Consider the following 16,141-nt stretch of genomic DNA (forward strand, 5'->3'; position numbering starts at 1 on the left):
GGACCGCACGCCACCTCCAGAGGAGAAACGCATGCTGAAGACTGAACTTCTGGAGATTATCGCTAATGGCGAGAACTCCGGTGTCGAATTCAAGCGCGATGATATTCGACCGGAGCAGTTGGCCAGGGAGGTCGTGGCGCTGCTCAACTTTCAGGGTGGCATGGTGCTGTTGGGCGTTGATGACGATGGCACGATCTCCGGTATCCAGCGTGAAGGACTCGAAGAGTGGGTGATGAATACTATCCAGGCCCGGGTTCACCCGATGTTTCTTCCCTATTACGAAGAGGTCCGCCTCGATGATCAAAAAGTGGTGGCCGTGATCAGTTTCCCCCAGGGGATCTCCAAGCCCTATGTGGTGCGGGATCGGGGCAAGGAAGAGATCTATATCCGTGTCGGCTCCACCTCGCGGCTGGCCACCCGGGAGCAGCAGATGCGCCTGTTCGAGCTTGGCGGCATGCTGCACGCCGAGGTGATGCCGGTGCCGCGCACCGATATGAGCTCGCTGGATGATGCGCGGTTGTTGAACTACCTGCGGGACATTCTGCGTGATCCGGAGATCCCGGCGTCGGAGAAGGCGTGGCAGACCCGTCTCATGGGCCTCGGTTTTCTCGCCGATGCGGGCGAGCGAATCTGCTGCACCATTGCCGGGCTGGTCCTCTTCGGCAAGAGGCCGCGCCGTTATCTGAAACAGGCGGGGTTGCGGGTATTCGCCTTTGAGGGTACGGAGAAGGCGTATCAGGCAAGGCTAGACGAGATCCTGGATGCTCCCATGGTGGGTCGTTGGGATGTCACGGAGTCGGGAAAGGATCTGGTGGACCGCGGCCTGATTGAGCGCTTTGTCGATGCCATCGGACCCTTTATCTCGCAAGAGGCCGGGAAGGTGGATAGCGGTTTTCGCCGCGAGACTGAATGGTTCTATCCGGTTGAGGCGGTACGAGAGACGCTGGTCAACGCCCTGGCGCACCGAGACTGGACGCGCTTCGTCGAGATCGAAGTGGGCAGCTACGCCGATCGGCTGGAGGTGATCAGCCCCGGCGCTTTACCCAACTCCATGTCGGTGGAGAAGATGATGGCCGGCCAGCGTTCGCCCCGGAACCCGTTGATCATGGAGGTGCTGCGGGATTACGGCTATGTGGACTATCGGGGGATGGGGGTGCGGACCAAGATCGTCCCCCTCACCCGGGCCCACAGTGGCAGAGATCCCGATTTTGTCGCCACGGAGGATCATCTCAAGACGACCCTGTATCGCAAATCGCCGGGAGGGGGCTCGTGAGCCGGACACCCGCCACAGGCCTGGCGCTGGTCGCCGACCTGCGCCAGCTGATCGACGTCGCCCGCCAGCGGGCGGCGGTGGCGGTCAATGCCGAGCTGACGCTGCTCTACTGGCAAGTGGGTAACCGCATCAACCGGGAAGTGCTGCAGGCCCGTTTGCACCAATCCGTCGAGAATGCACGGGCGCGAATCGGTGCCGCGTCAGGCACGGAAGACAAGGCATGAACCTGGTGGAACTCCTGGAGATCGCGGCTCGTGGTGAAGACAGCCGCCACCAGTTCAAGCGCAATGCCACCAATGCCGATGGCCTCGCCGCCGAATTGGCTGCTTTTGCCAACAGCGGCGGTGGCTGGCTGTTTCTGGGCTTCAATGACGATGGCAGCATCGCAGGGTTGAGCGCCGCCGATATTCGGCGGTTGAACCAGCTATTGGGCAATGCGGCCTCACAGCATGTGCGCCCGCCGGTGCATCCGCTGACCGAGAACGTGCAGACGGATCAGGGTATCGTCATGGTGGTGGAGGTGCCCGATGGGCTGGCCAAGCCTTATCTGGACAATCAGGGCCGCATCTGGGTCAAGCAGGGTGCGGACAAACGCCATGTGACCTCTCGCGAGGAGATGCAGCGGATGTTCCAGCGCGCCGCGCTGGTCTATGCCGATGTGGTGCCGGTGGCGGGCACCTCGGTGGATGATATCGACGACAAGGCGTTTAATGCCTACTTTGATCAGCGCTATGGTGCGAGCAGCGAGTTTTCCGGCCTGACTCGGGAGCAGTTGTTGCAGAACCTGGGCTTGGGCGATGGTCGTGAGTTGAACCTGAGCGGCCTCATGCTGTTCGGCCGCAATCCGCAGCGCTGGCGTCCGGCCTTCGAGGTGAAGGCCGTGGCCTTTCCCGGCAAGGTGCTGCACGATACGCGCTACCTGGACAGCGAGGACATCAAGGGCACGCTGCTGGAGCAGTTCCGGGGTGCCTTCGCTTTTATCAAGCGCAACTTACACCATGTGCAGCGGGGGCGCGGTTTCAACACGCCGGGGGAGCTGGAAATTCCCGAAATAGTGCTGGAAGAACTGCTGGTGAACGCGCTTATCCACCGGGACTATTTCACCAGCGCCTCGGTCCGCGTCATGGTGTTTGCCGACCGGGTGGAGATTGTCAGCCCCGGCAACTTGCCGGATAGCCTTAGCCCGGAGGATATTCGCCGAGGCAAGACCATCCGCCGCAATCCCACGCTTACCGAGCATGCCAGCCATATCCTCCCGTATCGTGGCATGGGCAGCGGTATTCCCCGCGCGCTGGAAGCCTGGCCGCGGATCGATCTGTTGGATGAGCCGACAGGCAATCAGTTCAGCGCTGTGGTCTGGCGTCCGGAGGTGGAGTGGGCAGCTGATACAGCCACCCCCCAAGTCAGCCCCCAAGCGACCCCCCAAGTCACCCCCCAAGCAACCGGGGAAGTCGAACGACTGGTGGCGGTTTTGAAAGGCGAAATGAAGCGCGCCGAAATCCAGGAAGTGCTGGGTCTGAAAGACCGCAAGCACTTTCAGGAAAAGTACTTGCGTCCGGCGCTGGACGCGGGGTTCGTTGAGATGACTATTCCCGATAAACCCTTGAGCAGCCGCCAGAAGTACCGTCTGACCGTCCCAGGCCAAGCCTTGCTGAAGACTAGCCAGGCCAAGGAGGAGTAGCCGCATGGTGAGCCGAGCCCGCCCTGAACGCCTGACGCAGAACCGCGTGGTCGATCTGTTCACCCGCACCGAGGCAGAAGGTGGGCTGGGTTATCGCCACTTGGGCGACTGGCACCAGCGTGAGAACAACCGGCCCATCGAGCCGGAGCTGTTGCGCGCCAAACTGCGCGAGCGAGGCTATTCCGAGGCGCATATCGCCGCGGCCCTGCAGAAGCTGGAGGCGGCCGCCGATGTCACCGGGGTAACGCTCTACCAGGCCAATCTGCGCAGCTACAACCTGCTGCGCTACCCGGTGAAGGTGCTGCTCTCTCCGGGACAGCCGCATGAGGATGTGCATCTGATCGACTGGAACGATCCTGAGCGCAATGACTTTGCCCTGGCCGAGGAAGTGACGCTCAAGGGCGGGCACGAGCGCCGGCCCGATCTGGTGCTGTATCTCAACGGCATCGCGGTGGCGGTGATCGAGCTCAAGCGCAGTTCGGTGGAGGTGGCCGACGGCGTGCGCCAGCTCATTACCAATCAGGAACCGATCTTCAACGAACGCTTCTTCAGCACCGTGCAACTGTTGCTGGCCGGCAGCGATGCCCAGGGCCTGCGTTACGGCACCAGCGGCACGCCGGAGCAATTCTTCGTGCAGTGGAAGGACGAGGAAGGCGGCGGCGAAACCTCGCCGGGCGTGTTGCTGGACAAGCCGCTCGTGCAGATGTGCGGCAAGCCACGGCTGCTGGATCAGATCCGCAACTTCGTGATCTTCGATTCCGGCCAGAAGAAAGTGCCCCGGCCGCACCAGTATTTCGGTGTCAAGGCCGCTCAGGCGCGCATTGCCGAGCGCGAGGGCGGGGTGATCTGGCACACCCAGGGCAGCGGTAAAAGCATTCTGATGGTGCTGCTGGCCAAGTGGATCATGGAACACGACCCAGCCGCCCGCATTCTGGTCGTGACCGACCGTGACGAGCTGGACAAGCAGATTGTCGGCGTGATGCGCAATGCCGGGGTGGTGGGCGAGGATGATCCGTCCCCGCGCATTACCTCGCGCGCCCAGTTCGTGGAGAAGCTGGGCGCGACCACGCCCCGGCTGCTGTGCGCGCTGGTACACAAGTTCGATCCGGGCGATCTCAAGGGGGATTCGCCGCCGGTACACGGGCGTTTCTATGTGTTCGTGGACGAGTGCCACCGCACCCAGGGCGGGGCCATGAACCGGCAGATGAAACGCTGGCTGAGTGAGGCGATCTTCATCGGCTTTACCGGCACGCCGCTGCTGCGCAAGGACAAGCAGACCACCCGCGAGGTCTTCGGTACCTACATCCACACCTACAAGTTCCCGGAGGCGGTGGTCGATGGCGTGGTGCTGGATCTGAAATACGAAGCCCGCGATGTGCCCCAGCGCCTGACCTCGCAACAAGCCATCGACAACTGGTTCGAGCAGAAGACCCGCAACCTCAACAACTATCAGAAGGCGATGTTGCGCAAGCGCTGGGCGACGCTGGAAGAGCTGATGAGCTCCGCCGAGCGCAAGCAGCGCATTGTCGCCGACATCATGGAGGACTTCAGCCTCAAGCCGCGTCTGAACAATGATCGTGGCACGGCCATCCTGGTGGCGGCCTCGATCTACGATGCCTGCCACTATTTCCGGCTGTTCCAGAACACCTCATTCGGCCCGCACTGCGGCGTCATCACCTCCTTCGAGCCCAACTACAACGCCATTTCCCGCGAGGCGGCCAGCAGCGACGAACGCTACAAGTTCGATACCTACAAGCAGTATGTGTTGGAGGACGGTCAGAGCACCGTGCAGTACGAGACCGAGATGAAGCGGCGCTTCATTGAGGAGCCGGCCAACACCAAGCTGCTGATCGTGGTGAGCAAGCTGCTGACGGGCTTCGATGCGCCTTCGTGCAGCTACATCTACCTGGACAACGAGCTGCGCGATCACAACCTGTTCCAGGCCATCTGCCGCACCAACCGGCTCGACGGCGACGACAAGGATTACGGCCATATCGTCGATTTCAAGCAGCTTTTCGGCGATGTGCAGCAGGCCATCGCGGTCTACAGCTCCGACGATCTGGATCTGGGTGATGACGGTGTGGCCGAGAATAATGTCGAACTCAAGGACTGGCTGAAGGAAGGCCGCAAGAAAGTCGACACCACCCGCGAGGCACTCAAATACCTCTGCGAGCCGGTGCCGCCGCCGCGCGAGGTCGAGCACTATCTGCACTATTTCTGTGGGGATGGGGGCGTGCCGGAGGCGCTGGACGATACCGAGGTGCTGCGGGTGTCGTTTTACAAGGCGGTGGCCAGCTTTGTGCGGGCTTTTTCCGCCATCGCCCAAGAGCTGGAGGCTGCCGGCTACACGGTGGGCGAGATCGCCGACCTGCAGGACGAGGTGGCCTTCTTCAGCGAGGTGCGCGCGGCGATCAAGCGCCACTCGGGTGAGGAGCTGGATGTCAAGCCCTACGAGGCGGACATGCGCCACCTCATCAATACCTATATCCAAGCCGACCCGGCCAGCAATCTGGGCGCGGTGGACAGCTACTCCCTGGTGGAATTGATCGTCGAAACCGGCATTCACGATGCGATCGCCAGGAAACTCAACCAGAAGGGAAAACTGTCGAAAAATGCCGTCGCTGAAGGCATCATCAACAACGTCCGCAAGACCATCATCCGCGACCAACTCACCGATCCGCGATTCTATGAACAGCTCTCCAAGCTACTCGATGATCTGATTACGGACTGGCGCAAGGAGACAGCGTCCTACAAACAGTTCCTGGAGCGGGCCGAGGCGCTGGTCAGGAAGATGGCGCAGGGGCAGAGCGGTGAGGATATGCCGCCCGAACTGGCCGGCCGGCGCGAGGCCCAGGTGATTTATAACAATCTACCGGGCATCCTGGCCGAATCGCGCCCGGTCAGTGAGGTGCGCGAGTTGTCCCCGGACGAGGAACGACAGCCCCTGAAGATGGCGCTGGCGATCGACCGCGCCATGCGCGAAGAGGCCCCGGCCGGCTGGCGTGGCGACGATGCGCGCGAGCGGCAGGTGCTCAATGCGCTGTTTCCGATCCTCGGGCGAAACCGGCAGGCCACCCAAGCCGTGTTCGAGCTGATCCGGAATCAGGCGGGCTACCCATGACCGAAACGATCACCCTGGGCGAGATTGCCATTGAAGTGACTCGCAAGCCCGTGCGGAACGTGCATCTGTCCGTACACCCGCCGGACGGTCGGGTGACCCTGGTGGCTCCGAGTGAAACCCGCCTCGAGGTGGCCCGCGCCTATGCCATTGCCAAGCTGGGATGGATCCGTGATCAGCAGGCGAAACTGGAAAACCAGGCGCGGGAAACGCCTCGGCTATTTGTCGAGCGGGAAAGCCACTACCTGTGGGGCCGTCGCTATCTTCTCTCGGTGGAAGAGCGAGAGGCGCGCCCCGGCGTCAAGCTGGATCACAAACGCATCATTCTGACCGTCCGGCCCGGTGCCGACCTGGACAAACGCGCAGAGATCATGCGTGCCTGGCACCGGAGCCTCCTGCATGAAGCTGTGCCGCCACTGATCGACAAGTGGGAGCGCAAGCTGGGCGTGACCGTGGCCAGCTATTTCCTACAACGCATGAAAACCAGGTGGGGAAGCTGCAACCCGAGTGCCGGTCATATTCGGCTCAATACCGAACTCGTGAGAAAGCCCAAGGACTTGCTCGAATATATCGTTGTGCATGAAATGCTGCACTTGATAGAGCCTACTCATAACGAACGCTTCGTTGCGCTGCTGAATGAGCATTATCCAGTCTGGCGCGAGGCGCGAAATGAGCTCAATGAATTGCCACTGGGCGCTGAGAATTGGTGAACGCTGTTCTTCGGTCCGTAGAACACTCGAGGCCCAACAAGGCGCTACGCCAAACGGCGATTCCACTGTGCTTTATGGCCGCCGATGAGCTTCAGCGTTCGGCAGCTACACCATGGGAGGGGCCGCCGGCCGGATAAGTCGATGCGGTGGAAATTGCCCAACTGGGACTGGAAGGCGTTTCGGGACGCTGTGCTGCGGCCGGAACCGGTACCGGCGATCGATGCCGAGATCGCCGCGCGTGCCCGCGAGCAGACCCCGGTGCTGTGGCTGCTGGGCAAGGTGCAGTCCGGCAAGACTTCGATCATCCGCGCGGTCACCGGGCATCCGGATGCTGGGGTCGGTCTCGGATTCCGGCCCTGTACCGCGCATTCGCGCGTCTACGACTTTCCCGAGGACGTTCCGATCGTGCGCTTTCTCGATACCCGGGGCCTGGGTGAAGTGGACTACGATCCGGCCGAGGATCTGGAGTTGGTCGCACGCCGGGCTCATGCGGTGCTGGCGGTGGTGCGCGCGATGGAACCGGAGCAGTCCGCGATCCTCGGGGTTCTGCACCGGATCCGGCGCGAGCACCCGGACTGGCCGGTGATCCTGGTGCAGACCCGCCTGCACGACGGCTATCCGGACGGGCGCGACCATCCACCGTATGCGGCGCTGACCACCGACCCGGCGCTCGAGAACCTGCGCCGGGCCCTGCAGACACAGGCAGCCGCCTTCGCAGACCTGCCGGGTCAGGGCGAGTTCGTGGCGGTTCCGGTGGACCTGACCCGGCCGGAGGAGGGGTTCACCGATCCGGAGTACGGGCTGGGCGCGCTGGTTGCGGCGCTGGACCGTGTCTGTGCACAGGCGCGCGCCGGGATGCTCCGCGAACTGGCCGCGGCCGCTCGCGCTTCGCGCATGGGGCAGGTCCATCCCCATCTGCTGGGCTACGCAACCGCGGCCGGGATCACCGATCTGGTGCCGGTGGTCGGGCTGGTGACGGTGCCGACCCTGCAGGGGAAGATGCTGCACAGCCTGGCGTCGCTGTACGGGTTGGAGTGGGATCGGCGCACGCTCTACGAGTTCCTCGGGTCGCTGGGTTCGGGTGCGCTCCTGTTCGCCGGCGCAACGTTCACTGCCCGGCAGATCGGCAAGCTGGTTCCGGTCTATGGCCAGACCGCGGGAGCAGTCGCCGCGGGTGCGGCCAGCGCCGCGGTCACCTACGCGCTGGGTCGAGCGGCCTGCCAGTATCTGGAACAGGTACGGATCGGCCAGCCGGATCCCGACGGGGTCGCGCGCACCTACCAGGGCGCCCTGAAGGAGGCGTACCGGATGTTCCGCCAGAACGGCGGTGCGTCGCCATTGGCCGACCGGGGGCATATATGAAGACGGCGTGGATGCGTCGGCATCGGGTCTGGTTCGGGCTGGCGATGCTGGTGCTGTTCGTGCTGCCGTTCCTGGCCCTGATTCCGCTGGGCATGTTCTGGCTGTTTCAGCAGGGCTGGCTGCTGTACTGGCTGGGGATTGCGGCGCTGCTGGGGCTGGCGGCGCACCTGCTGCTGCGCCAGCTGCAGCCGGCGGAGCCGGGATCGGAAGCGCAGACCGCGGCGCCCGCGACGGATTCGCCCCCCGAACCGGACTGGACCCCGCGGGATCGGGCGGCGTGGCGCTCGGTGCAGGAAGTGGCGGCCGGCGCCGGGCCCGAGTCGATCACCGACCGCGAACGCATGCTGCAGCTTGCGCGCGAGACGATCGAGCGCGTGGCCGCCCACTACCATCCCGACGATCCGCGGCCGATCTGGAATTTCACCGTGCCCGAGGCCCTGTTGTTGAGCGAGCGCATCGCGGCCCGGTTGCGCCGGGTGACGCTGGACAGCGTTCCCGCGGCACATATGGTGCGCGTGGGGCAGGTGGTGCAACTCTGGGAGCATCGCCAGCTGGCGCTGAAGGGCGCGCGCGTCGCCCGCTATCTGAACCGGATCTGGCGCGTGGCCCGGACCGTCGACCCGCTCTCGGCCGTGCTGGCGGAGACGCGCGACCGGGTCTTGCGCGCGGCGCTGGGCGAGGCCGGCGCGTGGTTGCGGGGCCGGGGCACGCGCATCTGGGTGGAGGAAGTGGGAAAGGCGGCGATCGAACTCTATTCCGGGCGGCTGCGGGCCGACGCGCGGCAGCTGCAGGAACTGGCGGCCGCCGATACCGGACTCGATGCGGTCGCGGACGGAGCGATGCCGGGGGCGCTGCGGCTGCTGGTAGCCGGTCAGTCGCAGTCCGGCAAGTCGAGCCTGATCAACGTGCTGCTTGGCGAAGTGGCCGCGCCCGCGGATGTGCTGCCGGGAACTGCCGAGGCCTTGGGTTACCGGCTGCAGCGCCCCGGCGCCGGCGAGTTCCAACTGATCGACACCCCAGGGATCGGCCCCGGCACCGATCTGGCCGACCTCGCCGAACAGGCATTCGCGTGTGACCTGATCGTCTGGGTAGTGGCCGCGCACCGCGCCGACCGGGCGCTGGACCGCGCCGGCCTGGACGCGATCCGTGGCCACTTCGCTCAGCACCCGGAGCGCAGCCTGCCGCCGGTGTTGATCGTGGCCAGCCACATCGACCGGCTGAGCCCGGCGCGCGAGTGGTCGCCGCCCTACGACCTGGAACGCCCGGCGGGGGCCAAGGCGGGTTCGATCCGGGAAGCGCTACTCGCGATCGGAGACGATCTCGGCGTGGAACCGGGCGATATCGTGCCAATGCGCGTCGATACACCGGCGGAAGCCTACAACGCCGATCTGCTGTGGGCGGTGCTGCAGGAGCGCTTGGTGCATGCCGGGCACTCGCGCCTGCAGCGTCTCCATCTCCGCGCCGGCCAGCGCGACTGGAAGAAAATCCTGGACCAGGCGGCCAACGCCGGCCGCCTGCTGACGCGGCTCGCCACCCACCGACCGCCCGCCTCGTAGGTTGTGCCGCAGGCACGACACCCACTCCCGAGCGTGATGCTGCGGTCACCATCCCAACGCCGGCACCACTCCAGGCGGTATTGCCACCCGTAGCCAGTTAGATATGCTGCCCGCGTCCCGCCACCCGCGGCGCTGCAGGGCCTGGATGGGGGCAGTACAATGATTCTCCAGCCCATCACAGGAGGCGCAACGATGGCCAGCCCGAAGGTTTCGGACGATCTTCTGCCCGTCGGCTACGTGGGCCTGGGCATCATGGGCGCGCCGATGGTGCGCAACCTGCTGCGCGTCGGCGTTCCGGTACACGTGTGGGCGCGGCGACTCGAGCAGGCGCAGCGCCTGGTGGGCGATGGTGCCGTGCCCGAGGAGAGCCTTGCGAGCCTGGTGCGTACCGTGCGCGTGCTGTTCCTGAACGTCTCTGATACCCCGGACGTGGAAGGGTTGATGCTCGACGAGGGCGGCATCGTCGCGAACGCGCGGTCCGGGCTGATCGTCGTCGATCACAGCACGATCGACCCGATGCGGGCCCGGCACATTGCGGAAAAGGCGCGCGAGGCCGGCGTGATCTTCATCGATGCCCCCGTTTCCGGCGGTGAGCGCGGCGCGATCGAGGGCACGCTGACGCTGATGCTCGGCGGTCCCGAGGCCGACATCGACCGCATCGGCCCGTTGCTGGAACGGGTCGGGCGCACGCTGACCCGCGTGGGCGACAGCGGTGCCGGCCAGATCGCGAAGGCCTGCAACCAGTTGATCGTGGGCGAGACCCTGGTCGCGATCGGCGAGGCCTTCGCACTTGCCGAAGCCGCCGGTGTCGATCCGGCGCGTGTGCGCGAAGCGCTGCTCGGCGGCCTGGCGAATTCGAAGGTTTTGCAGATGCACGGCCAGCGCCTGCTGGACGACGACTTCGTGCCGGGGTTCATGGCGCACCTGCATGCAAAGGATATGGGCATCGTCGCCAACACCGCTGCAAGCCTGGGCCTCGACCTGAGCGGGGCCGAACGCGTGCGCGCCGCGCTGGCGCGCGCGCTGGAACACGGTCACGCCTACGACGATTCCACCATCCTCGCCCGCTACTGTATTCCCGAACGCTGACGCGACCCCGCCGCTTCACGCGTGGCCGCGCCGTGGGCCGCTCCCGGCGAGGCTTGGGGCGGGCCGGCCGTGATCGGAGAGTCTGATGGCCGGGGCTTGTGGGGCGCTCTGATGCGTCGGATCGACCCGAAGCCTTGGCGGATTGTGGCGTTCGGCGCTCGATCGAATCGGGGGGCATTCTCCCCGCCGCCCCACTTCCCAAAGGAGATATCGCCTTCCTGAGGGATTTCCATCTGCCTTATAGTTGTTTTGCGACACGCGGGTGGTGGCACGCCCACCACCCGAGCGAGACCTGACCGGGATCCCTGCGATGAGTGACCACGGCGACGATGCCGCCAGCCTGACCCTTTGCCGGACCACCGAAGGACGGGTGCGGATCCTGCATCCCTGCAGCGCCGATCCGACCGGCTCCGCCGGCGAGGGGCAGCCGCTCGGCTACAACCCGGTGCAGCATCTGGCGATCGCGCTTGGCTGCTGCATGACCGAGTTCGCGCGGCGATTCCTTGAACGCCGCGGTCTGCCCCAGACGCTGATCGCGACACTCGACTGGAAACTCGACGGCCGCCACTGCCGGATCTCGCGCATGGACCTGACGCTGCGGCTCGCCACCGTGCTCTCGGACGAGGACCGGCACATCCTTGACCGGATGATGAACCACTGCCCGGTGCACCAGGCGATGCACGGCAACGTCCCGGTGCACATCCACCTCGAACGGCTGGATGACGAGGGCCGCCGCCTCGCCGAAAACGACGGCTGAACGCATCAGGAGCCGCGGCCCTGGGCTGGGCCGCAGGCCATGGAAGCGCCGGATGGCGGATGACGGCCTTCGGCCTCTTCCGCCCTACACCTCTTTCATCCTCAGGGGTGGCCGCGTGCGCCATGAGAGTGAAATGACAGCCACGGAACGACACGGAAATCACGGAAGATGAAGCAAATCAAACCCTTTATCCCGTGTTTGTCCGTGCTTTCCGTGGCTCGCCTTCTCATGTTGCAGTTCTGTAGGGCGGAATAGCGCAGCGTCATCCGCCACACGGCGTTCGCAGTGCCCAGGCGCCCACGGCACCCCGGTCGCCCATGGAAGCTAACGCCGTGCGCCCAGCGCGGTCGCGGTGGTTTCGTTCCAGCCGACGCTCACCTGGCCCGAATGCTCGATCACCGGGCGCTTGATCAGCGTGGGTTCCACCAGCATCAGCGCTCGCGCGCCGTTTGCGTCGACGGTCGCACGCGTGTCGGCCGGCAGGCGCCGCCAGGTCGCGCCGCGGCGGTTCAGCAGGGCTTCCCAGCCCACGGCGTCGAGCCAGCGGTCCAGCGTGTCGGGGTCGAGGCCATCCTTGCGAAAATCATGAAAACGGCAGGCGACGCCGGCTTCCCGAAGCTCTCGGCGTGCCCGGCGCACCGTGTCGCAGTTCGAAATGCCGTAGAGCAGGGGCTCTGCCGCAGTCATGCCCCAGGCCTCGAAAGGACACCGGGTGCGGTGGCTGGTCGCGGCCCGGGCATCAGCCCTGCACGTCCCGCAGCAGCGCGTTCAGGCCGACCTTGGCCTTGGTCTTTTCGTCGACGCGCTTCACGATCACCGCGCAGTACAGCGAGTACTTGCCGTCCTTCGACGGGAGATTGCCCGACACGACGACGGCCCCGGCGGGTACCCGGCCGTAGGTGATCTCGTCTTTCTCGCGGTCGTAGATGCGGGTGCTCTGACCGATGTAAACCCCCATCGAGATCACCGCGCCTTCTTCGACGATCACACCCTCGACGATTTCCGAGCGCGCGCCGATGAAGCAGTTGTCCTCGATGATCGTCGGCGCCGCCTGCAGGGGCTCCAGCACGCCGCCGATGCCGACGCCGCCCGACAGGTGCACGTTCTTGCCGATCTGGGCGCAGGAACCGACCGTCGCCCAGGTGTCGACCATCGTGCCTTCATCCACATAGGCGCCAATGTTCACGTAGGATGGCATGAGCACGACGTTCGGCGCGATGTACGCGCCCTTGCGTGCGGTCGCCGGCGGAACCACGCGCACGCCGCCGGAGCGGAAATCCCGGCTGCTGGTGTCGGCGTATTTCGACGGCACCTTGTCGTAGTAGTTGGTGAAGCCACCCTTGATGAACTGGTTCTCCTCGATCCGGAACGACAGCAGCACCGCCTTCTTCAGCCACTCGTGCACGGTCCATTGGCCGTCCTGCTTCTGTGCGACGCGCAGCACACCACGGTCGAGCTGGTCGATAGTCTCGCGCACCGCGTCCTTGACGGTGGTCTCAACGTTGCGCGGGGTGATCTCGGCCCGGCGCTCGAAGGCGCTCTCGATGATGTTCTTCAATTCAGACATTTGCGATATTTTCCTTCAGTGAATAGCGACAATGTGGGCGTGGGGACCGACGCCCCGGCGTGCCGGAACACGGCGGCTTTCGAATCGCGCCAAGGGTACCGCGAAATCGCCGCCGGCGGCCCGTTTTCCAGCCTCCGGCCGTGGGGGGCGAAGGCGCCGGTGGCGGGATTCGGCGGATTTCAAGTCCGCTCCAGCAGTTCGCGGATACGCCCGGCGGCTTCGATGCAGGCTTCCGGTTCCGCGACCAATGCCATGCGCACATGCCCCGCACCGGGATCGCCGTCCGCCCCCGGGCGGGACAGATACCGGCCGGGCAGCACGGTGACATTCGCATCGCGTTGCAGCTGCCGCGCGAAGGCCTCGTCGTCGCCGCCGGGCACGCGTGGCCACAAGTAGAAGCCTGCGTCAGGCATCGACACCTCCAGCACCGGCGCCAGCAGGGGGACGACGGCGGCAAACTTCTGTGCGTAGAGTTCGCGGTTGGTGGCCACGTGGGTTTCGTCCGACCAGGCGGCACGGCTCACCGCCTGCAGCGGGGCGGGCATGGTGCAGCCGTGGTAGGTCCGGTACAGCGCGAAGCGTTGGAGCACGGCGGCGTCGCCGGCGACGAAGCCCGAGCGAATTCCGGGCAGGTTCGAACGCTTGGACAGGCTGTGGAAGACCACGCAGCGTGAGAAAGCCGTGTTGCCGAGCCGTTCCGCCGCCCCGAGCAGCCCGGGGGGCGGCATGTCCCCGGGCCGGTAGATCTCCGAGTAGCATTCGTCGGCCGCGATCACGAAGTCGTGCCGCTCGGCGCGCCGGATCAGCTCGGCGAGGTCGGCCTCTGGGATCACCGCGCCCGCAGGATTCCCGGGGTTGCAGAGATAGACCAGCTGCACGCGGTCCCAGACCGCGTCCGGAATCGCGGCGAAGTCGGGGCGGTAGCCATGGTCGGCGGTCAGCGGATAGAACAGCGGTTCGGCGCCGGCGAGCAGCGCCGCGCCCTCGTAGATCTGGTAGAACGGGTTGGGCATCAGCACCGCAGCGCCGGGCCGCGGATCCACCACCGCCTGCGCGAACGCGAACAGTGCCTCGCGGGTTCCGTTCACTGGGACCACCTGGGTATCCGGATCGACCCGCGCGAGTCCGAACCGGCGCTGCAGCCATCCGGAAATGGCCTCGCGCAGCGCCAACTCGCCGCGGGTCGTCGGATAGCGGTTGAAGCCGGACATCGACGCGCCCAGTACCTCCGCGACGAATGGCGGCATTGCGTGCCGTGGCTCGCCGATCGACAGCGCGATCGGGGGCGGTGCGGTATGTGCAGGCAGGTCCGCGAACAGCGCCCGCAAACGCTGGAATGGGTAGGGCTGCAGGCGCTCGATGTTCGGGTTCATCGTCAGGCATCCTTGGTGTCGGCAAACCCGCCCGCGACACCCCCCGCGCCGCCGGCGGCCGGCGCAGTATACCGGACCGCGCCGTCCGGAAACCCGCAATGCCACGCGCGGCCGCGCACCCGATCGGCGGGGTACGGCGCATGCCGGCGGGTTGTGCCGTCGCTACCGGTATCCCCGGGATGTTTGGAGGATTCGTAGGGCTTGGGCGATCGGGTCGTCAGGCCAGCCGAACTCGGCATAGCCGCCGCGTAGATGGGCGAGGTACTCCTCGCGGACGGGCAGGCCGGCGGTGACGCGGGCCGGGTGCGCGATCCAGGCATGCGCCAGGCAGAGCCCGCGCCGGCGGTCCGGACGAAACGGCAGCCCGATGCGCAGGTACTCCCCCGGCGTACCCTCGAACCGGTCCATCGCCTCCAGCTGCTCGCGGTTCAGCCGGCAGAGCGCGGCCCGGCAGGCAGCACCGGAAGCGCTGAATCGGAGATTCGCGACGACCGCGTCCCGGGTGACGGCATGTTTCTCGAAACGCAGCTCGAAGCCGGGCAGAATCCCGCCGGTGCGGGCGCCGACTGGCCCGATCCGGCGTTCGATGCGCTCGCGGCTGAGATTCGCCCCGTAGGCGACCACCGGTTGCGGCCCCGCCTGCCGTTCCAGCAGGTGGCGGCGGTAGTCGCCGTGGCGAATCCAGGTCTCGGGATCGGGTTCCCGGGTGAACACGTAGGTGAACGCAGGGTGGGCGGGTGCGCCCGACAGCGGCTGCACCGGCAGCCGTTCGCGCAGGTACAATGAACGCTGGGGGTCGCGCGGGTCGTAGTCTTCGATGCGGTCGATCCGCGCCAGCGTCGGGGTGTCGACCTCGTAGAGCTCCCCGATGACCCTGCCGGGCCCGTGGCGCAGGCCCGGCCAGGCGCCCAGGTCGAACAGCCGGCCGGGGATCCAGGCCAGGCCCAGAAGGCGCGCATCGCGCAGCAGCTGCGCGCGCGCCAGTCCGCGCAGCAGAGTTCCATAGACGAACAGCCGGCTGGTCGTTTTTCCGTGCATTGCAGAATGTTTCTTGAACGGGGTTGTTGCACTCGCGAGACTGCGCCCCAGCTTAAGAGAAATCGAACACCTGGGGCGTCACCGCCCCTCCTTTTTGCGGTAAAATAGGACCAATTCAGTACTGTTTAACCGGGAACGGCCATCAACGATGTTGCGCATCAGCAAGCTCAGTGACTACGCGATCGTACTGCTCTGCGAAATCGCGCGCGAGCAGGACGGCCAGGGCGCGACCGCGCGGCAGCTCGCCGCGAATACCAGGATCGCGCTGCCGACCGTGATCAAGTTGCTGAAGCTGCTGAAAGACCACGGCGTGCTGCTGTCCATGCAGGGCCGCAACGGCGGCTACCGCCTTGCGCGGCCCGCGGCGCAAACGAATCTTGCGGTGATCATCGAGGCGGTCGAGGGGCCGATCGCGCTGACCGAATGCATGAACGACGATCTCGACTGCCAGATTCATCACAACTGCAACACGCGGCCGCACTGGGAGCACATCAACGCGGCGTTTCGCCAGGCGCTGTCGGTCGTCAACCTGAACGATCTCACGCACGGCACGATGCCGGTGCCAGTGTCCTGGGGCGAGCCCCGCACACCGGCGCTGTGACCACACGATCCAAGAG

14 protein-coding genes are annotated in these 16,141 nt (G+C 65.7%); 10 read left to right on the forward strand and 4 right to left on the reverse strand.

Going from position 1 to position 16,141, the window contains the following annotated elements; genetic code table 11:
• The first annotated feature begins 31 nt into the window (after positions 1 to 31).
• The 9 genes from THITH_RS06980 to THITH_RS07020 all read left to right on the forward strand — a co-directional run bounded on the left by THITH_RS06980 (position 32) and on the right by THITH_RS07020 (position 11,546).
• Complete coding sequence (locus THITH_RS06980) at positions 32 to 1,273, forward strand: RNA-binding domain-containing protein (RefSeq protein WP_006747802.1); 1,242 nt, start codon at positions 32 to 34, stop codon at positions 1,271 to 1,273.
• Positions 1,270 to 1,497: a DUF1016 N-terminal domain-containing protein gene (locus THITH_RS06985; protein WP_006747801.1), complete on the forward strand. Its 228-nt coding sequence runs from the start codon at positions 1,270 to 1,272 to the stop codon at positions 1,495 to 1,497. The genes THITH_RS06980 and THITH_RS06985 overlap by 4 nt, the downstream gene beginning before the upstream one ends.
• Entirely contained in the window at positions 1,494 to 2,954 is a 1,461-nt protein-coding gene (locus THITH_RS06990; RefSeq protein WP_006747800.1) for a Fic family protein, read from the forward strand. Before THITH_RS06985 ends, THITH_RS06990 begins: the two co-directional genes overlap by 4 nt.
• A 4-nt stretch (positions 2,955 to 2,958) precedes the next feature.
• Positions 2,959 to 6,075: a type I restriction endonuclease subunit R gene (locus THITH_RS06995; protein ID WP_006747799.1), complete on the forward strand. Its 3,117-nt coding sequence runs from the start codon at positions 2,959 to 2,961 to the stop codon at positions 6,073 to 6,075.
• On the forward strand, positions 6,072 to 6,782 hold the full coding sequence (locus THITH_RS07000; RefSeq protein WP_006747798.1) for a M48 family metallopeptidase: 711 nt from the start codon (positions 6,072 to 6,074) through the stop codon (positions 6,780 to 6,782). The genes THITH_RS06995 and THITH_RS07000 overlap by 4 nt, the downstream gene beginning before the upstream one ends.
• Positions 6,783 to 6,923: 141 nt before the next feature.
• Positions 6,924 to 8,144 (forward strand): YcjF family protein, encoded by a 1,221-nt coding sequence (locus tag THITH_RS07005; protein ID WP_006747797.1) that lies wholly within the window; start codon positions 6,924 to 6,926, stop codon positions 8,142 to 8,144.
• Positions 8,141 to 9,700, forward strand: coding sequence for a GTPase family protein (locus THITH_RS07010; RefSeq protein WP_006747796.1), 1,560 nt, complete (start codon positions 8,141 to 8,143; stop codon positions 9,698 to 9,700). Before THITH_RS07005 ends, THITH_RS07010 begins: the two co-directional genes overlap by 4 nt.
• Before the next feature lie 192 nt (positions 9,701 to 9,892).
• Entirely contained in the window at positions 9,893 to 10,789 is an 897-nt protein-coding gene (locus tag THITH_RS07015) for an NAD(P)-dependent oxidoreductase (RefSeq protein WP_006747795.1), read from the forward strand.
• Between the two features lie 310 nt (positions 10,790 to 11,099).
• Positions 11,100 to 11,546 carry an OsmC family protein gene (locus THITH_RS07020; protein ID WP_006747794.1) on the forward strand — a complete coding sequence of 149 codons (447 nt, stop codon included), beginning with the start codon at positions 11,100 to 11,102 and terminating at the stop codon, positions 11,544 to 11,546.
• Positions 11,547 to 11,870: 324 nt separating this feature from the next.
• Here THITH_RS07020 and THITH_RS07025 read toward each other — a convergent pair whose 3' ends face one another.
• From THITH_RS07025 to THITH_RS07040, 4 genes are all read right to left on the reverse strand, one after another.
• Positions 11,871 to 12,233, reverse strand: coding sequence for a Spx/MgsR family RNA polymerase-binding regulatory protein (locus THITH_RS07025; protein ID WP_006747793.1), 363 nt, complete (start codon positions 12,231 to 12,233; stop codon positions 11,871 to 11,873).
• Between the two features lie 52 nt (positions 12,234 to 12,285).
• Entirely contained in the window at positions 12,286 to 13,113 is an 828-nt protein-coding gene (dapD, locus tag THITH_RS07030) for a 2,3,4,5-tetrahydropyridine-2,6-dicarboxylate N-succinyltransferase (protein WP_006747792.1), read from the reverse strand.
• Positions 13,114 to 13,292: 179 nt separating this feature from the next.
• Entirely contained in the window at positions 13,293 to 14,486 is a 1,194-nt protein-coding gene (gene dapC / locus THITH_RS07035) for a succinyldiaminopimelate transaminase (RefSeq protein WP_006747791.1), read from the reverse strand.
• 162 nt (positions 14,487 to 14,648) lie between these two features.
• The gene (locus THITH_RS07040) at positions 14,649 to 15,524 is read right to left on the reverse strand and encodes a gamma-glutamylcyclotransferase (RefSeq protein WP_006747790.1); all 876 of its coding nucleotides are present in this window, start codon (positions 15,522 to 15,524) and stop codon (positions 14,649 to 14,651) included.
• A gap of 148 nt (positions 15,525 to 15,672) precedes the next feature.
• Between THITH_RS07040 and THITH_RS07045 the strand changes: the two genes are divergently transcribed.
• Entirely contained in the window at positions 15,673 to 16,125 is a 453-nt protein-coding gene (locus THITH_RS07045; RefSeq protein WP_006747789.1) for an SUF system Fe-S cluster assembly regulator, read from the forward strand.
• Positions 16,126 to 16,141 lie beyond the last annotated feature (16 nt).

Origin of the sequence: Thioalkalivibrio paradoxus ARh 1 (genome assembly GCF_000227685.2) — a bacterium.
GTDB classification, from domain to species: domain Bacteria; phylum Pseudomonadota; class Gammaproteobacteria; order Ectothiorhodospirales; family Ectothiorhodospiraceae; genus Thioalkalivibrio; species Thioalkalivibrio paradoxus.